We start from the raw sequence: 20,190 nt of genomic DNA, 5'->3' as shown, positions 1-20,190 counted from the left end.
CCCGCGCTCACGGCGGCAGACCCCGCCCGGGCTGGCTTGGGTATGCAGGTACAAGGACACCCTTGCGATCCGTATCCTGCCCTGGATGAGGGGGAGAGCCGATGACTGATCGACAGGGGCCGCTATTGACGTGGCCGGTGCGAGTGGTGGCTGCCGCAGCATCGATCCTGCTGTTGCTCACCGCAGGGATGGCTGCGCTGGTGCAAGCGATGATCGTGGAGAGCTATATCGGTCTTTCCCGCGACCCGTTCGCGTTCGCCCTGGCTGCCGGGCGGGCAACCGCCGGTCCCCTGCTGGGGTGCCTGGCGTTGGGGACGTGCGCGGTATGGGGGCTGTTGGTGGCGATCCGGCCGGGGGCCCGGCTGAGGGCTAGCGGGTGGCTGGCCGCTGCGGTGGCGACAGTGGCCACGACCGGCGTGGCGGGGGTTCTCGTGCATGAAGTGTGGCTGTACGGGATGGGTGCAGGCCGGGCGACGCACCTGGTTGGGCGGGCGCCGGTGCCGGTAGGGGTCCTAGTACTGGTGGCGCTGGGGGCGTGGTTCTGGCTGCTCAGGATGGGCGGCGCCGAGGAAGCTAAGTCGCCTAGGCGCGGACGCTGAACTCACCCGGGGCGCGCGGGCGCTAAACTCCTGACCCCGTGGCACTCACTATTGGAATCGTCGGTCTCCCCAACGTCGGCAAGTCGAGCATGTTCAACGCGCTGACGAAGAACAACGTGCTCGCCGCGAACTATCCGTTCGCGACGATCGAGCCGAATGTGGGTGTGGTGCCGCTGCCTGATCCCCGGCTGAACGAGCTGGCGAAAGTGTTCGGCAGCGAGAAGATCATCCCGGCCACCGTCTCCTTCGTCGACATCGCCGGCATCGTGCGTGGCGCCTCCGAGGGGGAGGGTCTGGGCAACAAGTTCTTGGCCAACATTCGTGAAGCGGACGCGATCTGCCAGGTCATCCGGGCCTTCGAGGACGACGACGTCACCCACGTGGACGGCAAGGTCGACCCGCGTTCAGACATCGAGACGATCAACACCGAACTGATCCTGGCCGACCTGCAGACTCTGGAGAAGGCCGTGCCGCGGCTGGAGAAAGAGGTCAAGGGTAAGAAAGTCGACAAGGCTGTCTACGAGGCGGCGGTGCAGGCGCAGAAGTACCTGGAGGCCGGGGACACCCTGTTCGCGCGCCAGGGCGATGTCGACCTGTCGTTGCTGCGTGAGCTCGGGCTGATGACGACCAAGCCGTTCTTGTACGTGTTCAACGTCGATGAGGATCAGCTCGTCGACGAGGAGGCGAAGAAGGCGCTCGCGGCCTTGGTCGCGCCGGTAGAGGCGGTCTTCCTCAACGCCAAGCTGGAGATGGACCTGGCGGAGTTGGAGCCCGAAGAGGCGCAGGAACTGCTGGAGTCGGTGGGGGTGGACGAGCCGGGCCTGCACAAGCTGGCCCACACCGGGTTCCGCACCCTGGGGTTGCAGACCTACTTGACCGCCGGCCCCAAGGAGGCTCGGGCCTGGACGATCCGACAGGGCTGGACCGCCCCTCAAGCCGCAGGCGTCATCCACACCGACTTCCAGCGCGGCTTCATCAAGGCCGAAATCGTCTCCTACGAAGACCTCATCGCCGCCGGATCTATGGCCGAGGCCAAAGCCGCAGGCAAGGTCCGTATGGAGGGCAAGGAATACGTCATGACCGACGGCGACGTCGTCGAGTTCCGGTTTAACGTCTAGCGTCGGCAGGGAGCAGCAGGCCGCGGATACGATCTTCCTGCGAACGGCGACGTGCCGCAGGGTTCGACCACGACGAGCCCGAGGCCAGCCCCGCGTTATCGACCAGGTTCACGCTGCGCCACGGGGACCGCGACCGCAGTTGCGAGTCCGTGCGTACCGCGCCGGAGAGGCTCGCGACATGAACTTGTTGAGCGCTGGCGGCCGGGCTGTTCGTGCGCCAGCCTTGTTCCTAGGGTGGGGGCATGGATACTCGCAACGAGACCGACAGCATGGGCACCGTGGAGGTGCCTGCCGACCACTATTGGGGCGCGCAGACCCAGCGCAGCATTGAGAACTTTCCCATCGGGCGTGACACGTTCGTGTGGGGACATTCGATGATTCGTGCGCTGGGGCACCTCAAGCTCGGTGCGGCCCGCGCCAACCGCGAACTGGGGGAGCTCTCCGCCCTCGACGAGACCGCCCTCGATGCGCTGGAGCAGGCCGCGCGTGAGGTCGTCGCCGGCGACCTCGACGAGCAGTTCCCGCTGGTCGTGTTCCAGACCGGTAGCGGCACGCAGTCCAACATGAACTCCAACGAGGTCATCTCCAACCGCGCCATCGAGATCGCGGGCGGGCAGATGGGCAGCAAGTCCCCGGTCCACCCCAACGACCATGTCAACCGCGGACAGAGCAGCAACGACACCTTCCCGACGGCCATGCATATCGCCGTCGTCCTCGACCTGCATGAGTACCTGTACGACCAGGTCACGCGCCTGCGCGACGTGCTCGCCGACAAGTCGAGCGAGTTCGCCGACGTGGTCAAGGTCGGCCGCACGCACCTGCAGGACGCCACGCCCATCACTCTCGGCCAGGAGATCGGCGGCTGGGTCGCCCAACTCGACTTCGCCCTGGGCAGCGTGCGGCACGCGGAGACCGGCGTACTCGACCTCGCCATCGGTGGTACTGCCGTGGGCACCGGGCTCAACGCACACCCGCAGTTCGGGCAGCTCGCCGCCGCCAAGATCGCCGAGCAGACCGGACACCCCTTCCGGCAGGCCGACAACCTGTTCGCCTCCCTGTCGGCGCACGACGCGCTGGTGATGCTGAGCTCATCGCTACGCGGCCTCGCCATGGCACTGATGAAGATCGCGAACGACGTCCGCTGGCTCGCCTCCGGCCCCCGCAACGGCATCGGCGAGATCCGTATCCCCGAGAACGAGCCGGGCAGCAGCATCATGCCGGGCAAGGTCAACCCCACCCAGTGCGAGGCCATGACGATGGTCGCCACCCGCGTGTTCGGCAACGACGCCACCGTCGGATTTGCCGGCAGCCAGGGCAACTTCCAGCTCAATGTGTACAAACCGGTCATGGCGCATGCTGTGCTGGAAAGCATTCGCCTGCTTGGCGACTCCTGCGCCGCGTTCACCGACCACTGCGCCGTCGGCATCGAGCCCGACCGCGAACGCATCGCCGCCGAGCTGGCCAGCAACCTCATGCAGGTCACCGCCCTCAACCCGCACATCGGGTACGACAAGGCCGCGCAGATCGCCAAGAAGGCGCACAAGGACGGCACGACCCTCAAGGCAGCCGCCCTCGAACTGGGGCATGTCACCGAGGACGAATTCGACGCCTGGGTCATTCCGTTCGACATGACCCACCCCCGCACAGTGGAGGGCTGAGCCATGACGACCTTTTCCGCACGACTCCGCGAGAGCTGCACCGCCGAGTGGGACGCAGCGGTCGGACACCGCTTCGTCGACGAACTGCTCGCCGGCACTGTGGCTGACGACGTGCTGCGCCACTACCTCGTGCAGGACTATCAATTCTGCGACGCGTTCACGGCGTTGCTCGGGCAGGCCTGCGCCTCGGCGCCCGACCTGGCCGCGCGGCTGCCCTTGGCGCGCCAGTTGGGCTTCTTCGCCGCCGACGAGAACACGTACTTCGTGGACTCCTTCGACGCGCTGGATGTCCCCGAATCCGACCGCGTCGCACCAGAGTTGACAGCCGCGACGCGCGCCTTTGAGGCGGTCATGCGGGAGGCGGTGACGTCACGCTCGTACGCAGGTGCGCTGGCTGTGCTCGTCGTAGCTGAGTGGCTCTACCTCGATTGGGCGACGCGGCCCGAGGCCACGGAGCTCGCCGCCACCCGGCCCGAGCACGTCGGTTGGATCGACCTGCACCGCGGTGAGGCGTTCGAGTCGTGGGTGGGCTGGCTGCGTGGTCAGCTCGATGCCCACGAGCCGGCGGAGCAGGCAGAGCGTGCTCGCGTCGAGGACCTCTTCACCCGCGCCGTGCAGTGTGAGCGGGACTTCTTCGACGCGGCCTACGACGTCTGAGCCCTACCTGACGTCCGCAGCGGAGCCAGCTCGCGGCGCGGCCTCGACGCCAGTAGGTCGCTGCGTCAAGCAGGCCCCGGATCGCACCCTGCCTCGGTGCGCAGGTAGGCACGCAACGTGGAGGCGGACTCGGCCTCGGCGACCACCCACACGATGGCGCCGGGGCCGACGGTCTTCAGGTGTGGCGCGCGGCGGCCGACGAGTTCGCCTGTCAGTGCGCCCTGCCCGATGCAGGACCACCAGGTGACGTCGACGTCAGCGGGGGATCCCGGACTGCCGGTCTCGTCGTGGTCGTAACCAGTTGGCTCCTCGCGACGGCGAAGGGCTCGCATCCTAGGGATGCGAGGCCCCCCAGCCTCAGACGCCGATGGACCAGTCGTCGACGATCCCGCGCACGTAGGCGGCCTGACCGACGTGGGTGACGGCGTCGTTGACCATGCTCAGGATCCGCGTGGCGCGCGTCACCGGCGGGGTGTAAGAGGCGTCGATCACCTCGCCCAGATCAGGTGCGGTGCGTAGGTAGGCGACGAGCGCCTCGACGCAGGCGCCCAGGTACTCGCCCAAAGCGGCCACGTCGCTGACCTGAAGTGCGCTGACATCATCGGGGGAGTCGCCCATACCGAAGTCGTCCTCGTCCCGGTGGACACCGAGGCGCTGTGCCCAGTCGCCGCTGCGCCACACTGACTCCCCGCCGGACAGAGCCAGAAGCTGCACATCCATCTGCCGCGCCGCGTGCCATAGCAGCCAGGCGATCGAGTTGCCCCCCGATGGCATGGCGTGCGCGGCCTTCTGACTCAGGTCGCGAAGAACGACGTGGGCGGACGCGGCAGGTCGGCCTGCGGCGTCGATCAAAATATCGATGCTGTTCATGCCGCCAGGCTAGAGACCCGTACTTGCCGGTGTCGGCCCCGGGGTTCCCGGTGCAGCGAACCCGCCCGACGCCAGCCACGCGATGACCCTGGCAGGGGAATGGAACGGTGGACTCCGTCGGAGCTCAGCAGAACTGCGCCGCCGACGGGTTCGGCGGGCGATTCGGATGCACCGAAAAACGAGGGACGAGCCCCTTGTGAGCCGCACTCGTGCAACTTAGTATCCCCTTAGTTAGTAGGTACAACTAAGGGAGGCGAGCGGTGAACATCGGGGGTAGGCCTCCTCAGATCACCAGTGCGGACATCGAGCGTGCCGGGCGCGCCATCGGACTGCGGCGGCTGAGCTTGAATGCCGTGGCTCAGGAACTCGGGGTCACGGCAACAGCGCTGTACCGCCATGTCGAGAACCGCATGGGTCTGGAGAGGTTGGTCGGAGAGAGCATCCTGGCCGAGCTGGAACTACTCGACGACCCAGCCCTGGACGACAAACACCACCTGTTGGCGCAGGGGTTGAGGCTGTACGAGTTCACCCTCGCGCACCCTGGCCTCGCCTCCTACATGCAGACACTCTTCCCGCGTGGGGAGGGGGGACGTCGCCTCCTCGCCGACGCCACCCGTGCGCTGCACCGGCGCGGTTACGACCCCGCGGTGGCCATGGTGCTCTCCTCCGCGGTGGCCATCTTGGCCATCGGTTATGCCGCTGCTGCGGATGAGCGCCGCGTGCGGGCCGATGTCATCGAACAGGAGTTGGAGGTTGTCACCGTGGACAACCTCGCCGACGAAGGGATCGGGCAGGTGCTGCGCGTGCTGCCGCAGGTAGAGGACGCAGAGTACGTCCGACTGTGGCTGGGGGCGGCCATCAACGGGTTTCTCCAAGCCGCGCAACCGGGCCAAGGCGTCACCGATCTCCTTCACCTCATGCGCGCCGACGTCGCGCGTCCCCATGACGATCCCGCATCGGTGCCGCCTGGCCCGTCCTCCCGGCCGGAGGACACCTCAACACCCGGCCTCAGCGAACTGTCCTAGGCCAGCCACCCGCGCTCCCAGGGGCGCCCAACGACCTCAAACCTGACCATAAACCGCCAAGGAGCGACCATGGGCAAGGGATTCCAAGGCGCAGTGCTGCGCGGGCTGGGCGCCCAAGAGCATTGCGTCACCGTGACGGGCACCCAGAAGCTCGCCGATCACTTCATCCGAGTGCACTGCCACTCCGAGACGCTACTGAACACGCAGGGTGAAGCTCCGGCCAACTGGATTCGTGCGTGGTTCCCCGACCCCGACGGTGGCTCACGCCAGCACCAGCGGGGCTACACGATCGTGGATCCCGACCCGCAGACCGGCCGGTTCGCCATGGATTTCGTGATCCACCACCCGATGGGGCCCGCCTCCTACTGGGCTGCGAACTGCGATGAAGGCCAGCAGATCGTGGCGATGCGCTACGGCGAGCACCCCTTCGCCCTTCCCACGCCGGCTCCCGAGGGTTACCTGCTGATGGGCGACCTGGCTGGGTATCCGGCCATCCGGGCGCTGGCCGAGGCCATCCCCAAGGACCAACCGGTGGTCGTCTACCTCGAACGCCACACCGAACTGGACAACCAGCTGCCGTTACCTCAGGGGCCCAACATCACCGCGGCCTGGGTGGACGAACTGCCTGATGGGCAGGCCCTGGTCCAGGCGCTCGCAGGCCGGGATTGGACCGGTTGGTACGCCTGGGTGACCGGTGAGAGCACCTCCACCCGGCACGCCAAGACCCTGCTCCAGCGAGAGTACGGCTTGAACCGAGCGACCCTGCACGCCCAGGCGTACTGGATCCGGGGGCGCGCGATGGGCAAATCCGAGACCCTGGATACCCTGAACGCCGCTGCCGAGCACGAGGGGCGAGCCGTCGCGGAACAAGCCGCTCCTGCGGCGACGCCGGCCGGCTCAACGCCCGAGGAGCCGGCCAGGCAGCCCGCTGCCGGTGTGCTCGCCGCGGCCAAGATCCCCCTCATCGCGGCGGGCGTCGCCCAAGCGCTCATCTCGATCCTGCAACTGGTGCCGTTCGTCTTGTTCGCGGAGTTGGCGCGATCCTTCCTGACCGGCGCTCAGCGCGAGGAATATGTCAGCACCGCCGTGACCGCCGCGGTCGTCATGGGGCTCACCACGGCTGCAGCATCCCTGCTCGTCTTGGTACTGCACTTCTACGACGCGTCCTTCTCGGCGGCCCTACGCCGACGGCTGATGAGCAAACTCAGTGTGTTGCCGCTGGGCTGGTTCGGTGACCGGCGTCCGGGCGAGGTGAAGAAACTCGTCAGCGATGACGTGGGAGCTTTGCATTACCTCATCACCCACACCGTGCCCGACGTCGTCGGGGGAGTGGTCACGCCGCTGGCCACCCTGATCTACCTGTTCACTGTGCAATGGCGCCTGGGCCTGGTGCTGTTGGTGCCGTTGGCTGCCTACCTGATGATCATGTCCGGGATCGCCCGCGCCGATCGCGAGCGGATGGTGCGCTCGCAGCGCTACCTGGCCCTGGCTGCCGGGCAGGCGCAGACGTTCATCATGACCCGCGACGTGGCAGCGGTGTACGGGCCGCAAGCGGTGGTAGATCTGCCCGCCACGCTGGGCGAGGTCGGAGACTTCATCGCGGACTGGCAACGCGACACCGGCCCGCGCAAGATCCTGGCCTCGATGAGCAACCGACCCACCACTGTGCTGGGGATCCTGCTGGTCGCCGGCTACCTGTTCATCATGCCGGGGTGGATCGAGCCGCTGGACCTCCTGCCGTTCCTGGTGTTGGGAACGGCGATGGGAGGTCAACTGATCTCCCTGGCTCTCAACCTGGGGGCGTTGATCGCTGCCCTGAACTCTCGCAGCGGTATCGAACTGTTCCTTGCGACGCCGGAACTGGCTCCCCCCGCTGACCGCAGCGCCCCGGCCGGTCATGTCCGATTCGAAGACGTCAGCTTCGCCTACGGCACCGGTCGAACCGTCCTTGAAGGGCTGTCGCTGGAGTTGCAACGCGGAACGGTGACCGCCCTGGTAGGACCCTCGGGGGCAGGGAAATCCACCGTGGCAGCGCTGCTCGCACGGCTGTGGGATGTCGAGCGCGGCACCGTCAGCATCGACGGCACCGATGTACGCGACCTGACCCACGAGCAGTTGTACGCGCGCGTCTCGATCTTGTTGCAGGATGTGCAACTCATCCACGGCAGTGTGCGAGACAACATTGCCCTGACCCGGCCCGAGGCGAGCCAGGAGGAGATTCACAAGGCAGCCCAAGCTGCCCACCTGGACGCAGTCGTCGCCGACCTGCCCCAGGGCTACGACACGATCATCTCCACCGACCGGCTCTCCGGCGGGGAGAGGCAACGCGTCGGGATTGCTCGCGCGCTGCTGGCAGACACACCGATCGTCGTCCTCGACGAGGCCACGGCTGCGGCCGACGCCGAGTCCGAGTGGGCCATCCGCAAGGGCTTCGAGCACCTGCTGGCGGGTCGCACGGTGCTGATGATCGCCCACCGTCTGCACACCATCACCAACGCCGACCAGATCGTCGTGATGGACGCCGGACAGGTGGTGCAGACCGGGACCCACGCAGAACTGAGCAGCGTCGATGGGCTGTATCGACGGCTCTGGGACGCCGGCGAGTCGTCATTTCTCGAACGCGAGGAGGTGCACTGATGCTGCGGGCCATTCATGTCATCAGCGGTGGGGGGCGTCCATTCTGGGGCTTCCTCGGGGCGGTGTTGGTGTCGGCGACGTTGCAGGCCGGCGCTGTTCTGACGCTGTACCCATTGCTGGCCAGGCTCTTCGGGCCGAATCCTGCCTCTGCCGGCTGGTGGGTGCTGGTCCTGATCGGGTTGGTCGCCGTGGCCTGGGTGATGGACGTCCTCGCCGCCCGTCTGGGCCTGCAGCTGGGGATCGGCGTGATGAGAGCGATCCACCAGCATGCACCGCAGGCTGTCCTGTCCTGGCCGGCCTCCAAACTCACCCCTGCTCGAGCGAGCCGATTGCGCTCGCTGGTCTCAGGTCGCGCCACCGAAGCCACCTCGGCCGTCATCCTCATCGTCGGGCCGGTGATTACAGCGGTAGCACTGCTCTTCGCCCTGAGTTTCGGGCTGGTGTGGATCTCACCCCTGCTGGCCGTCGTGACACTGGTCGGTGGATTGCTGTGCCTTGCGGCGATGTGGGGGGCGATGCGCCTGCAAGCGCGCGCGACGTCCACGTTCACCCGAGCCAACGAAGAACTCGACGACCGGCTCTTCGAGTTCGCCTGGGCTCAGCCCTCGCTGCGGACGGCCCGCCGCGTGGCAGACGGCCGGGCGCGGGTGGACTCCGCCATTGAAGCGACGCGGTGTCGTATGCGCGGTTTGCTGGTCTGGCAGCTTCCCGGCGAGGTGCTGTTCAGCCTGGCGCTACAGGTGGTGTTGCTCGGCTTCGGCGTCGTGATCTGGCGCTCCTACGACGCCGGCTCACTCTCAGCGGCCGGTGCGGCGGCTTCCGTCGTGGTGTTGTTGCGGGTGGTGGAGCAGGCCACCATGCTCAGTAGCTCTGCCGACGCGCTGGACTCCACCCGGCGGACCCTGGCGGAGGTACGAGAGATCGTCGAGACGACCGCCATCGTTCCCAGCGCCCCTTCCCCGGACGCGCCACAGGTGAGGTTGCGGGACGTGGGCGTGCAGTTCGCCGATGGGTTGAACGCGCTCAGCAACGTCGACCTCGACCTGGCGCCCGGCACGGTCACGGTGGTGGTGGGGCCTTCCGGGTCAGGCAAGTCCACCCTGCTGCGGGTCCTGGCCGGGTTGACCGAACCGACCTGCGGAGAAGTCGAACTGGATGGTGTCCCGGCGAGCGCGGCGGATCTGCGCGGTAACGCCGCGGTCGTCTTCCAGGACTCTTTACTGCACGCCGGTACCGTGCGCGAAAATCTGAGAGCCGTCAATCCCGGACTCACCGCCGGCGACCAGGACCGCATCGCCAGGTTGAGTGGCCTGGATCGGGTGCTGGAGGCACTGCCTCACGGGTGGGACACCCCCGTCGGTGAACTCGGAGGCAAGGTTTCCGGTGGTGAACGCCAGCGCGTCGGCGTTGCTCGCGCCCTGGCAAAGTCCGCCCGCCTGCTGCTGGTGGACGAGGCGACCTCCGCGCTGGACAACCGCAACGAACGCACCGTCGTGGATGCCCTGGCGCAGATTCGTCCCGAGTACACCACCGTCGTGGTGGCGCACCGCCCGGCGATGCTCGACATCGCCGACAACGTGATCGTCCTGGACGGCGGCCGGATCGTGGAGACCGGGACCGTTTCGCAGCTGAAGGCGGCCGGTGGCGTGTTCGCACTGATGACGGCCCGCTGGCGAGAGTCGGCCCAGTGGCGACTGTGAATCCGGCGGTGCACTCGCGCCACCTGCAGGCCCAGGTATGGCCCGGCCCTGGCAGAGACGCTGCCGCGGGACTGTCCGACGGCCTTCCCCCTGCTCGAGGTGTCCGTGGGGCGTCCGCAGAAGACACAGCTTCCATCGCAGGTCTGTATCGCCGGCATCGCCGATGCCGTCACGGCGGGATCGCCCGACCTGCAGGCGGCCCAGACCTCATCCGGCCGCGCTGGCGTTGCGGCTCAGCGGGTACCCACCAGCGCGACCAAGCCGAGCTGCAGAACACGAACGAGCGAACGAAGGAGAACCCATGAGCATCTTCATTCCACGCCATTACGAGCCTCTCCAGGACACCGGCAAGCTCGCCGCCTACTATTTCGACCTGCGTCCCCGGCGGATCACCGTCACGGGCACGACACGGCTGTCCCAACGGATGGTGCGCATCCATTTCACGGGGTCTGATCTGGATGATCTGCCCACCGTTTCTGCCCAAGACCACGTCAAGCTCTTCTTCGATGTCGAGGGCACAGGGCAGGCTGTCCTGCCCGAAATCGTCGAGGGCCGCTGGTCCCCGGCCGACTACACCTTCCGTGACTACACAATCCGATTCTTCGACCCGCAGGCCCTTCGTCTGGACATCGACTTCGTCCTGCACGGCCACGGCGTTGCCGGTACCTGGGCTGCCAACGCCCGCCCCGGTGACGAGCTCGGCATGCTCGGCCCCCGCGGGGCATTCCTGCTCAGAGACGTACGCGATTGGTACGTTTTCGCGTGCGACGAAACCGCGCTGCCGGCTGCAGCCCGTTGGATCGAAGGACTGCGCGCGGGTGTTCCCGTCACCGCCTACATCGAGGTGCAGGATGCCGGGGACGAGATTGCGATCGACACCCAAGCCGACCTCACCATCCACTGGCTGCATCGCGGCGACGCCGAGCCGGGTACCGCAACGCTGCTGCAGGAAGCGGTACGTGGTCACGCGCTGCCCGAGGGGGACGGCTTCTGCTGGGTCGCGGGTGAGGCGATGTCGATCAAGCCGCTGCGCCGCTATCTGTCCCGCGAGTCCGGGCTGGAGCGGGAAGGTTGGGATGTCGACGGCTACTGGCGCCGTGGTGTTGCCAACCTGGACCACCACATCGAGGACACCGATGACTGAAGCACTGGTATGTCCGCGAGCGGTCCGTCCGGGAAGTGCGGGACGGTCCGTTCAGTAGCCGTAGGGCTTGTCGTCTTACCGAAACCGCTCGGCCCGTACCGCAGGCTGACGGTGCTGGCATCGGCGGTGCCGCTCACCTCGACCAAGCCGTGGCCGCCACCGCATGGCGGAAGAGGCGCGAAGGTGTCCATGGCGAGACGAAGGCGCCGGCTACAGCGGGATTTCCCAACCGCTCAGTGCAAGGGCCGTGATGGCTGCCAGGGCGATGAGCAGCAATGCGTCTGCGAGGCGGAAGCGGGGGGTGCGCAGGCTGCTGGGCCGATGGGGCCCGCCGAGCCCACGGATCATCGCGGCGGCGGCGAGCTCATCCCCGGCGCGCACGACCGTCATCAGCAGCGGAATGAGTACCAGCTCGCCCGTTTTCACCGGGTGGCGCAGCATCCCCGCAGGACCGGGGCGCAGCCCGCGCAGGGTCATCGCGTCCACGACGGCCCGGGTCTCAGTGGCGATCACGGGGAAGATGCGCAGTACCACGGCCAGCGGCACCACGAGCCAGTTCGGGGCGTGAATTTGGTGCAGGGAATCGATGAGTTCAGCGGGCCGGATGGTCTGCACGGCCCAGTACCCGGCTCCGATGGAGACGGTGAAGCGGGCAAACCAGAATCCCATCGCCATGACCGCGCTGGTCAGCCCGGTAAAGCCGGACGGCGCCCCGACGGCCAGCGGGATCAGGTACATGCTTGCGCAGAAGGCGAAAGTGGCGACTGCGATCATCGCCTGCCGGACCTGACGCGCGGCAAGCAGCAACACGGCTACCAGGGCCAGGCCGACGACGCACACACTGAAGGCGTGGTTACCCATCGCGAGCATGTTGAGAGCGAGCAGGGCGAGCAGGGTTGTACGGGGGTCGAAGTGCACTCCGGATCTGGACGTCGGGACCGTGGGTGCGATGAGAGCCACGCTCAGGCAAGTCCGGAACGAGCGAAGTGCTTGGCGGTGGCGCGGACACCGAGCAAGCCGCCGAAGTAGCCAAGGACGGCGATGCAGATGGTCCACACCCCGATCACCCACGTCTGAAAGAGCTCTCGCATGCCGTTCGAATAGTCGGCCCCCATCTGGCTCTCGATACCGGCGTAGTAGGCGTCGGCATTGAACAAGACCGGGAACAGCGGGGCAACCAGCCAGAGTGAGAAGACCGCGTAGGCCCACGGCACTCGCTTGGCGATGCTCGGCAGTGCCCCGCGGGTGACGATGAGGTCAGCGATGAGGCCGAGCAAGGTGCACACGATGACGGCTCCCCACCACAGCCCTGTCATCACGAACAGCAAGCCGTTGATGAAGCCGAGCAGAGTCAAGGCTCCGAATTTAGGTGTCCGGGCGATGAACAGGGCGATGACGATACCGCCGAGCAGGATCCCCAGGGCCCAGCCCACGAACATGAACGCAGGCCCGGCGAACCCGACCATCGCGGTCATGAAGTTCACCGCGAAGTACAGGGCGGTGAAGACTCCCACGTTGATGTAGTCCCGTGTGTTCAGTCGCCCACTGGGGGAGATTTGGCGGTCGGACCTCATAAATAATTCCTTACGGGAGTAACTGTTAGGTGAGCCAACCCTAACGCCTACGGGTCATCGGAGAAAGCCGAAGAGAGGGTTTCCCCGGGTGCTAGGAGGATCGCGGGGGGAGTCAAAACTCCGATCGCACCAGCCGAGAGCGTGATTCGTCGCCCGGGCTGCCGGATGTCCCGTCGGGTTACTGCCGTGATGTCGACTGGCCCGCTGCGGCCAGGCGTCGTGGATGTGACATGTGCACCTTTACCCCGGTCGGCCGGTCGCCGGGCGGCCTCAGATGGTGTGATAGGTAAGGGTTACCTAACTCATCAAGGGAGGTCTCATGTCCAGCGTGAAGATCAACGCCATGCACATCGCCGAAGGGCGCGCCGCGGAGTTCCTGGAGCGGTTCTCGGCTCGGCCGGGAAAAATCGAGCATGTCGACGGGTTCGAGGGGTTCAAGGTGCTGCGCCCCACCGATGAACGTGCGACCTGGCTGGTGGTGACCCAGTGGCGCGATGACGCCGCCTACGAGGCCTGGTACGGGCAGCGCCCCCACCGGGACCCGAATTCAGTGACCTATGCAGACGGTTGGGAACTGTGGTCGTACGAGGTGTTGGAGGATGTGGCTCCGGCGACGTCCTGACCGCGGGGTGTCCGGGCGCTGCGTCTGCGTTCTGCCCTCGATCTCGAAGCGAGCTCTAGTCGGCGAGATCGAGCTTGCGCGACGGTCGGAAATACTGCGCAACGGGATACCCCGAGCTCGTGTCGACGGCGCAATCGACCCCGAAGACCTGCTGCAGCATGGACTGGTTCACCACCTCGATCGGTGGACCCTGCAGCAGGACGCGACCGTCTCTCATCGCGACGATGTGATCGGACCAGGCTGAGGCGAAGTTGATGTCGTGGACCACCATGACCACCGTCTTGCCGAGGTCGTCGGCGGCGCTGCGCAACCGCTGCAGCATCGTCAGCGAGTGGGCGAGGTCCAGGTTGTTCAGGGGTTCGTCCAGCAGTAGACAGGCGGTGTCCTGGGCCAGCAGCATCGCGACGAACGCGCGCTGGCGTTGTCCCCCCGACATCTCATCAAGAAATCGGTGGCGCAGGACCTCCAAGTTCATGTGTTCGATCGCTGCGTCGATCGCCGCGTGATCGGCGGGACCCAAGCGTCCGCGCGAGTGCGGGTAGCGCCCGTAGCTGACCAGGTCATGCACCGTCAGACGAACCTGTAGTCCGTTCTCTTGGCGCAGGATGCCCAAGGTGCGGGCCAGTTCCTTCGAGTCCGTGGTGGACACGTCTAGGCCGCGGACGCTGATCGTTCCGGTGTCGATCTTCAACAACCGGGCCACCATCGACAGCAGCGTCGACTTGCCGGCACCATTGGCGCCCACGATGGAGGTGATGCCGCCGGCCGGTAGGTTGATCGTGACGTCGTCGACGACGACCGCGTGGCCGTAGCGCTTGGACACATGATTGATTTCGATCATGATTGCTTCCCCTTGAGGGCACTGCCGGACATCACGAGCCAGATGAACAGCAGCCCGCCCCCGAACTCGATAATGACGCTGAGCAGGACGGCCTGCCCGAAGACGTGCTCCAGAATTGCCTGACCACCCACGAGCATTACCACCGCCAGTGCGCAGGCCATCGGCAAGGTCCAGGCATGCTTGCCCGAGGTGCTGACGATGTAGGCGACGTTGGCGACGATGAGCCCGAGGAAGGTGATCGGACCTACCAGGGCGGTGCACACGCTGACGAGCATGATGGCCACGAGCAACACTTCGCGGATGATCTGGTGCGGGTCGACACCCAACCCTTGGGCGCTCTGGGGGCCCAGCGCCATTACGTCCAACTCGTGGCGACGCCACCACAGCCAGGCGCAGCCGAGGGCCACGAGCACCGAAGAGATCCCCAGGAGTTCTGGATGGACGGTGTTGAAGGAGGCGAACAGGTTGCCTTGAAGCATCAAGAAGGACGTCGGGTCCATCATTCGGGTCAGCAGAGACTGCAAGGAGCGCAGTAGCGTTCCCAGGACGATCCCGATAAGGACGAGCATGTGCACGCTGGTCCTGGTGGCCGCCAACATCGCCGCCAGCCCCAAGCCGAAAAGCATCATCACCGCCAGGTTCGTGGCGAACATGGCGATCGGACCGAGGTGACTCGACAAGGTGGCGCCGAGCAGGAACACGAGCAGGGTCTGCAGGAACGCATAGAGCGCGTCCAAACCCATCACCGAGGGGGTCAGGATGCGGTTGGAAGTGACGGTCTGAAAGGCCACGGTGGCAGCGCCGGTGCCGATCCCCACCAGGATCATGCCCAGCAACTTGCGGCCGCGATATTCCAGGGTGAAGGCAAGGTCGCCACCGGAGTCGAGGGCCAGGAATGCCAGGATCGACAAGGCCGCGACGATCAGGACGAACGTGAGCCGCCTGCCAGGGGAGACGGTCCGCGCATGCACGGCAGGCTCGGTGGTGACGGTGCTCATCGTTGCCCACCTGCCCGTGTCGGCATCCGTCGAAGCAGGAGAGTCAGGAACATGACCGCACCGATCACTCCGGCGATGGTGGACACCGGGATCTCATAGGGGTAATTGATCGTGCGTGCCAACAGGTCACACACCAGGACGAACGCGGCGCCGCAGAGTGCCACCCACCCCAGGGAGCGACGCAGGTTGTCGCCCATCACGGCGCTGACCAAGTTGGGCACCACGAGGCCGACGAAACCGATGTTGCCCACGACGACCAGGCAGACAGCGCTGCTGATGGCGATCATGGCGAGTCCGAGGTTCATTGCTGCGCGGTAGTTCAAGCCCAGATTGCTGGCCTGCTCCTCGCCCAGGGATGCAATGGTGAACTGATCAGCCGCGAACCACACCGCTATGAACACCCCGGCAATGAGCCATAGCAACTCGTAGCGACCGCGCAGAATGCCCGAGAAGTCGCCCGCCATCCACACCCCCAGAGTCTGGATCAGATCGAAGCGGTAGGCGACGGCGGTGGTGGTCGCCGAGATCATTCCCGAGAGCATCATGCCCACCAGGGGTACTGCGATGACCGATTCACCGCGCGGCAGTGCATTGACGAGCTTCATGAACAGCGCCGTCCCGGCCAGCGCAGTGACCACAGCGATCAGCATTTTGACCGACAGCGGGGACCCTGGCCACAACATGGTGGCGAGCAGGATGCCCGCGCCGGCCGACTCCGCGGTTCCGACCGTGCCGGGCTCGACGAAGCGATTCCGCACCAACAACTGCATCAGCAGGCCGGCCATCGCCAGGGACGATCCCGCCAGTAGGACGGCGACGGTGCGTGGCACCCGGGAGGCGAACAGTGTCTGGCGCGCAGCCTCACTCGCCCGCCCGTACATGAAGTCCGCCGGCGAGAGGTCGTTGACGCCGACGAAGAGACTCACCGTCGCCAGTGCCAACAGTCCCAGGACGGCCACACCGAACACCCACCGCCGAGGCTTCTCGGGGTGGGTGGTCGGTTGGCTGGTGCCGCGAGTGGCAGTAGTGCTCACAGACCCTCTACTGCGCCTTCGATCATGGCCTTGGCGTTGTCCAGACCGTGCATGATGACGTACCACCGCTGACCGTCCAGGTAGACGACCTTGTTGTTCTTCCAGGCCTTGGTGCTGGCGACGAGCTCGTTGTTGAGAACCTCCTTGGCCGCCTTGCCGGACTTGCCGATGGCGGCATCGCGGTCGACGACGAACAGCATGTCGGGGTCGGCCTTCTGAATGGCCTCGAACGAGATCGGGTCACCGTGCGGGTTGTCTGCGACCTGGCCCGAACTCTTCACCCCGAGGTCGCGGAAGATCGCGCCGAAGCGGGACTTCTCGCCGTGTTGAGTGACCTTGCCCGCTGAGGTCATGAGGATCATGCCGGTGCCGTCGGGCATCTTGGTCTTGGTGTCTTCGATGGTTTTTTTCAGCTCTCCGAGCTTGGCCTCGACCTCGGCCTCCTTGCCCACGGCCTTGCCGATGATGGTGGAGGCCTCCTCGACGCCTTCGTAGAACGTGCCCCCGTCGGCGAAGGTGACGTCAACGGTGGGGAAGTGAGCAGCCAGGTCGGGGTACTTCTTAGCGCTACGGAAACCCAGGATGACCAGGTCGGGGTTGGTCTTCTTGATGGCTTCGAGGTCCGGTTCGAACATTGAACCGACATTGGTGTACTTGTCGTCCTTGAACTGGCTCAGCGACTCCGGCACTACCCCGGTCTTGGGCACGCCGACCACACGGTCAGCCATCCCGAGGGAGTTCAGCGTGTCGAGGGCGCCGAACTCGAGGACGACGATCTTTTGGGGGTCTTTGACCACCTCCGTCGTGCCTTGGGCATGAGTCACTGAGACCTTCTCAGCCGTCGGGGCGGCGGCGGGAGATGCTTCGTTCTCCTGGCCGCAGCCGGACATGGCCAGGCTCAGGGCCCCTACGGTCAACAGGGCGGTGAATCGTCGGGAAACGCTCGCGCGAACCGGCATAGAGGGGATACCTTCCTCGAGGACAGTGTCCGATATGTAGGTTTGGCTAACCTAACGACGGGTTTGGAATCTCGCAACAGGTATTCGGGCGAGGCCGTCTGGGTGCTGCCCCGTACACGCGCAGGCGTGTGAATGTCCGGTCCCGGCCTAGCTCAACCACCGGCCTGGACGGGGCTGACGCAGGACGTGCGGACGCCAGGGGGTGCGGTTCACCTTCAGTTCATTCACCTGCATGGCCGGTCGGCGGGCAGTTGTGCGATCGGGGGTGTCGGCGGGTAGTGACGCCAAGGCGCGCGGGTAACTCGTTAGTGGTGAGCGTGTTCTTCGCCACGGCGTCGAGGAGGGTGCGGGCGCAGTTCAGGGAAACCTCACGTCAGAGATCAGGAAACGTAACTGAGGCAAGGCTTCCCTCAGTTACACTCTCGCCGTGAAATCCAGACGGCGGACGTTTGCCGACCGCATGCCCCCACCAGCTATCGGGTCACCCGCAATGCCGCCGACCCACTTCCCAAATGCCGTCCGCGAATTGGCCGTCACCGACGCTGCGCCTGTGGACGCCGACAGTGCCCGAGCCGCGGGGGAGTTGCCGCAGCGTGCCGCCGTATCCCGGCCGGTCTCCTACGTCGAAGATTCAGACCCGTACCGCGCTCCACTGCCCACGGCCGACACGGATCTGCCGTCACAGGCAGATATCGACGAGGCGCGCGCCCAGGTGGGTGTCGGGGTGTGGGCCTCGGGGTTGCGCTGCGTGCTCATCTACGTCGTGGCACCTCTGGCCGGAGGCCTGGGGGGAGTTCTCGGTCTGGTGGGGTTGGTGCTGCAGGTGGCCGGGGCCGTCACCTGTTGCGCCGGTGCCGCCGCGCTATGGCGCCTTCAGCACCGCGCTCGCTGGCCGTACACCCTGCTCGCGGCCGTCATCGTCGCGACCACCTGCATCGCCCTGTATGAGCAGATGCCATTCGCAACCTCGTGAGTCTTCGGACTCCGGGCGCCTCCTGGCGCCGTGTGCGCCAGCCAGTCCCACACATCCTGCCTGTAATACCCACCCATCGCTGCTCCTAAGAAAGGCGCAAAGTGACTTCACTAACGACGCAGGAGCCGGAATCATCCGGTGCGACGTCGACGGATGTACCGAAGGCGAAGCCGGTGCGGCCTGTCAAGCCCAAGGGGCGGCGCCACCGGCGGCGGCCGTTCCGTCGGTTCCTCATCGTCACTCACCGCTGGGTGTCGCTGATAACGGGTGTTCTGCTCGTGGTCATCGCCACCTCGGGCTCAGTGGTGGTGTACGAGCCAGAGATCCAGCGGTTTCTGAATTCCTCGGCCTATGAGGTGTCCAACCCTGACGCTGCGCCACAGATCACCATGGGGCAGGCCATCGAGGCGGTCCGTGCTGCCCACCCGAATTTCCCGGTAGAGGGCGTGGTCAAAGAGAATGGAATCTATCGGGTGGACGGTGAAGACGCGAGCTACACCGTGGACCCGGTCACCGGCGCGGTCCTCGGCCAGGTGAAGGAGGCACCCTTCTGGCTCGGGTTCTCCGACAACCTGCACATGTGCCTGTTGAGCTGCGAGTCCTTCCCGGGTTACGTGGCGGCGATGGACACCACGGTGCCGGGCACGCCTGCGCTGGTGGGTGACGAGGATGGCCTTTCGGTGGCCAATGTGACGCTCGGCGTCATGGGCCTGTTTTTGGTGTTCTTGGCGTTGTCCGGTTTGTGGTTGTGGTTCCCTCGGCCGCGTCGCTGGCGGAGCGGTTTCACCGTCCGGATGAATCGAGGGCGTTTCGCCCGGGATACCGACCTGCACAAGGTCATCGGGATTGCCTCGCTGATCCCGCTGCTCGTCTGGGGTGTCACCGGCACCGACTTCGAGCTGCAGGCCTTCTCCCGGGGTTGGTACGCCCTCGTCCGCGCCGAAGCGCAACCTGAGCCGGAACTGAAGGGCACCGGATCCGGGCCGGATATCGGCGTGGACCAAGCGGCGGAAAAGGCACGGGCGTTGATACCCGGTGCCGAGGTCGACAATGTGAACCTGCCGGACAAGGAGGAGCCCGACGGCCCCTACAACGTCTGGATGCACAAGGGCCTGGATGTGTTCGGCTACAGCCACAACCCTGGTGATATCGGCGTCTACGTGGCACGTTCGGGTGACGAAGCGGTGATCTACCGCAATGGTCCAGATGAGGAACCCAACCATCGTTTCTGGGATCGATGGACCTTCCCCTCCCACGCCGGTACTTTCGTCAATCCGTGGATTCGGGCGGTGTGGTTCATCGGTGGGTTCACCCCGCTAGCGCTCATGGTGACCGGTGTCTCTACCTGGCTGTACCGGCGCAATTCGGCCAAGAAGCGGGCCGCCGCCAAGAAGGCCGCCCAGCGGGGCTCATCCGCAGTTCCCGTCGGCGCTGGCAGCGGGCGCGCATCCGCAAGCGTGTAAGCACGATGGATCTGACGGCGGGTCGTGTTCACCGATAACCGACACGACGCAGATCGTCGCCTGATGGGTAACGCCGGCGAAGGGTGTCCGGTTGGTACTGGGTGGCTGGTCCGGCGGTGGGCTCGCCGGGCCGCCGCCTGCTTGGGAGAGCCATCACCGCGGGCCCGCCGCGCTCTGCCCACGGATTGACCGCCGCGCTGAGCACATCCCGGTCGTGACGCTGCACCGCGCCATCCTCTGCTGCACCTCTACCACCCAACGCCCTGAAGATGTACCGCTCAACCGAAGAAAGGCGCGCAGTGAAGCCGCTGACAACGC

At 66.0% G+C, this 20,190-nt stretch carries 19 protein-coding genes; 11 read left to right on the top strand and 8 right to left on the bottom strand.

The features are described 5' to 3' along the window. The first annotated feature begins 101 nt into the window (after positions 1-101). From G9V96_RS05095 to G9V96_RS05080, 4 genes are all read left to right on the top strand, one after another. Positions 102-599: a hypothetical protein gene (locus G9V96_RS05095; RefSeq protein WP_168582073.1), complete on the top strand. Its 498-nt coding sequence runs from the start codon at positions 102-104 to the stop codon at positions 597-599. Between the two features lie 38 nt (positions 600-637). Continuing rightward, the gene (gene ychF, locus G9V96_RS05090) at positions 638-1,717 is read left to right on the top strand and encodes a redox-regulated ATPase YchF (protein WP_168582072.1); all 1,080 of its coding nucleotides are present in this window, start codon (positions 638-640) and stop codon (positions 1,715-1,717) included. A gap of 242 nt (positions 1,718-1,959) precedes the next feature. Continuing rightward, positions 1,960-3,375, top strand: a complete 1,416-nt coding sequence (fumC, locus tag G9V96_RS05085; protein ID WP_168582071.1) for a class II fumarate hydratase — start codon at positions 1,960-1,962, stop codon at positions 3,373-3,375. 3 nt (positions 3,376-3,378) lie between these two features. Beyond that, the gene (locus tag G9V96_RS05080) at positions 3,379-4,032 is read left to right on the top strand and encodes a TenA family protein (RefSeq protein ID WP_168582070.1); all 654 of its coding nucleotides are present in this window, start codon (positions 3,379-3,381) and stop codon (positions 4,030-4,032) included. A gap of 65 nt (positions 4,033-4,097) precedes the next feature. Here G9V96_RS05080 and G9V96_RS05075 read toward each other — a convergent pair whose 3' ends face one another. Together G9V96_RS05075 and G9V96_RS05070 are read right to left on the bottom strand one after the other, a co-directional pair. Beyond that, a complete protein-coding gene (locus G9V96_RS05075; RefSeq protein WP_168582069.1) occupies positions 4,098-4,364 on the bottom strand; it encodes a siderophore-interacting protein in 267 nt (88 codons plus the stop codon). A gap of 25 nt (positions 4,365-4,389) precedes the next feature. Further along, positions 4,390-4,902 carry a DinB family protein gene (locus G9V96_RS05070; RefSeq protein WP_168582068.1) on the bottom strand — a complete coding sequence of 171 codons (513 nt, stop codon included), beginning with the start codon at positions 4,900-4,902 and terminating at the stop codon, positions 4,390-4,392. A 260-nt stretch (positions 4,903-5,162) separates the two neighbouring features. Between G9V96_RS05070 and G9V96_RS05065 the strand changes: the two genes are divergently transcribed. From G9V96_RS05065 to G9V96_RS05050, 4 genes are all read left to right on the top strand, one after another. Next, positions 5,163-5,927: a TetR/AcrR family transcriptional regulator gene (locus tag G9V96_RS05065; protein ID WP_210424467.1), complete on the top strand. Its 765-nt coding sequence runs from the start codon at positions 5,163-5,165 to the stop codon at positions 5,925-5,927. Between the two features lie 69 nt (positions 5,928-5,996). Then, the gene (locus G9V96_RS05060; RefSeq protein WP_168582067.1) at positions 5,997-8,564 is read left to right on the top strand and encodes an ABC transporter ATP-binding protein/permease; all 2,568 of its coding nucleotides are present in this window, start codon (positions 5,997-5,999) and stop codon (positions 8,562-8,564) included. After that, entirely contained in the window at positions 8,564-10,264 is a 1,701-nt protein-coding gene (locus G9V96_RS05055) for an ABC transporter ATP-binding protein (RefSeq protein ID WP_168582066.1), read from the top strand. Before G9V96_RS05060 ends, G9V96_RS05055 begins: the two co-directional genes overlap by 1 nt. A gap of 301 nt (positions 10,265-10,565) precedes the next feature. Further along, a complete protein-coding gene (locus G9V96_RS05050; protein ID WP_168582065.1) occupies positions 10,566-11,408 on the top strand; it encodes a siderophore-interacting protein in 843 nt (280 codons plus the stop codon). A gap of 210 nt (positions 11,409-11,618) precedes the next feature. On the opposite strand, the gene G9V96_RS05045 is transcribed toward G9V96_RS05050, so the two are convergent. Together G9V96_RS05045 and G9V96_RS05040 are read right to left on the bottom strand one after the other, a co-directional pair. After that, positions 11,619-12,326: an energy-coupling factor transporter transmembrane component T gene (locus G9V96_RS05045; RefSeq protein ID WP_168582064.1), complete on the bottom strand. Its 708-nt coding sequence runs from the start codon at positions 12,324-12,326 to the stop codon at positions 11,619-11,621. Positions 12,327-12,370: 44 nt separating this feature from the next. Further along, complete coding sequence (locus tag G9V96_RS05040) at positions 12,371-12,982, bottom strand: MptD family putative ECF transporter S component (RefSeq protein ID WP_168582063.1); 612 nt, start codon at positions 12,980-12,982, stop codon at positions 12,371-12,373. A gap of 319 nt (positions 12,983-13,301) precedes the next feature. Between G9V96_RS05040 and G9V96_RS05035 the strand changes: the two genes are divergently transcribed. Further along, positions 13,302-13,604, top strand: coding sequence for an antibiotic biosynthesis monooxygenase family protein (locus G9V96_RS05035; RefSeq protein WP_168582062.1), 303 nt, complete (start codon positions 13,302-13,304; stop codon positions 13,602-13,604). Positions 13,605-13,659: 55 nt separating this feature from the next. Here the strand turns inward: G9V96_RS05035 and G9V96_RS05030 are convergent, their stop codons facing one another. Genes G9V96_RS05030 through G9V96_RS05015 form a run of 4 tightly spaced genes read right to left on the bottom strand, consistent with a single transcriptional unit; the run spans position 13,660 to position 17,436 of the window. Beyond that, positions 13,660-14,445: an iron ABC transporter ATP-binding protein gene (locus tag G9V96_RS05030; protein ID WP_168582061.1), complete on the bottom strand. Its 786-nt coding sequence runs from the start codon at positions 14,443-14,445 to the stop codon at positions 13,660-13,662. Continuing rightward, positions 14,442-15,443 carry an iron chelate uptake ABC transporter family permease subunit gene (locus G9V96_RS05025; protein ID WP_168582060.1) on the bottom strand — a complete coding sequence of 334 codons (1,002 nt, stop codon included), beginning with the start codon at positions 15,441-15,443 and terminating at the stop codon, positions 14,442-14,444. The genes G9V96_RS05030 and G9V96_RS05025 overlap by 4 nt, the downstream gene beginning before the upstream one ends. Beyond that, entirely contained in the window at positions 15,440-16,477 is a 1,038-nt protein-coding gene (locus G9V96_RS05020; protein ID WP_226913485.1) for an ABC transporter permease, read from the bottom strand. Before G9V96_RS05020 ends, G9V96_RS05025 begins: the two co-directional genes overlap by 4 nt. Continuing rightward, a complete protein-coding gene (locus tag G9V96_RS05015) occupies positions 16,474-17,436 on the bottom strand; it encodes a siderophore ABC transporter substrate-binding protein (RefSeq protein ID WP_168582059.1) in 963 nt (320 codons plus the stop codon). The genes G9V96_RS05020 and G9V96_RS05015 overlap by 4 nt, the downstream gene beginning before the upstream one ends. Before the next feature lie 427 nt (positions 17,437-17,863). On the opposite strand from G9V96_RS05015, the gene G9V96_RS05010 reads away from it, so the two are divergent. Beyond that, positions 17,864-18,409 carry a hypothetical protein gene (locus tag G9V96_RS05010; RefSeq protein WP_210424466.1) on the top strand — a complete coding sequence of 182 codons (546 nt, stop codon included), beginning with the start codon at positions 17,864-17,866 and terminating at the stop codon, positions 18,407-18,409. A gap of 251 nt (positions 18,410-18,660) precedes the next feature. Beyond that, entirely contained in the window at positions 18,661-19,872 is a 1,212-nt protein-coding gene (locus G9V96_RS05005; RefSeq protein ID WP_168582057.1) for a PepSY-associated TM helix domain-containing protein, read from the top strand. The last annotated feature ends 318 nt before the right edge of the window (positions 19,873-20,190 follow it).

The sequence above is a fragment of the Gephyromycinifex aptenodytis genome (assembly GCF_012277275.1).
In the GTDB taxonomy this organism is placed as follows: domain Bacteria; phylum Actinomycetota; class Actinomycetes; order Actinomycetales; family Dermatophilaceae; genus Gephyromycinifex; species Gephyromycinifex aptenodytis.
Note: the sequence above shows the minus strand (reverse complement) of the source record. Positions and strands in the feature narration are given on the sequence as shown.

Bases quoted from the DNA above. Each gene is read 5' to 3' on its own strand.
- G9V96_RS05080 (WP_168582070.1), top strand. From the start codon at position 3,379: ATGACGACCTTTTCCGCACGACTCCGCGAGAGCTGCACCGCCGAGTGG.
- fumC (WP_168582071.1), top strand. From the start codon at position 1,960: ATGGATACTCGCAACGAGACCGACAGCATGGGCACCGTGGAGGTGCCT.
- G9V96_RS05055 (WP_168582066.1), top strand. From the start codon at position 8,564: ATGCTGCGGGCCATTCATGTCATCAGCGGTGGGGGGCGTCCATTCTGG.
- G9V96_RS05070 (WP_168582068.1), bottom strand. From the start codon at position 4,902: ATGAACAGCATCGATATTTTGATCGACGCCGCAGGCCGACCTGCCGCG.
- G9V96_RS05075 (WP_168582069.1), bottom strand. From the start codon at position 4,364: ATGCGAGCCCTTCGCCGTCGCGAGGAGCCAACTGGTTACGACCACGAC.
- G9V96_RS05025 (WP_168582060.1), bottom strand. From the start codon at position 15,443: ATGAGCACCGTCACCACCGAGCCTGCCGTGCATGCGCGGACCGTCTCC.
- G9V96_RS05030 (WP_168582061.1), bottom strand. From the start codon at position 14,445: ATGATCGAAATCAATCATGTGTCCAAGCGCTACGGCCACGCGGTCGTC.
- G9V96_RS05060 (WP_168582067.1), top strand. From the start codon at position 5,997: ATGGGCAAGGGATTCCAAGGCGCAGTGCTGCGCGGGCTGGGCGCCCAA.
- G9V96_RS05015 (WP_168582059.1), bottom strand. From the start codon at position 17,436: ATGCCGGTTCGCGCGAGCGTTTCCCGACGATTCACCGCCCTGTTGACC.
- G9V96_RS05035 (WP_168582062.1), top strand. From the start codon at position 13,302: ATGTCCAGCGTGAAGATCAACGCCATGCACATCGCCGAAGGGCGCGCC.
- G9V96_RS05040 (WP_168582063.1), bottom strand. From the start codon at position 12,982: ATGAGGTCCGACCGCCAAATCTCCCCCAGTGGGCGACTGAACACACGG.
- G9V96_RS05095 (WP_168582073.1), top strand. From the start codon at position 102: ATGACTGATCGACAGGGGCCGCTATTGACGTGGCCGGTGCGAGTGGTG.
- G9V96_RS05050 (WP_168582065.1), top strand. From the start codon at position 10,566: ATGAGCATCTTCATTCCACGCCATTACGAGCCTCTCCAGGACACCGGC.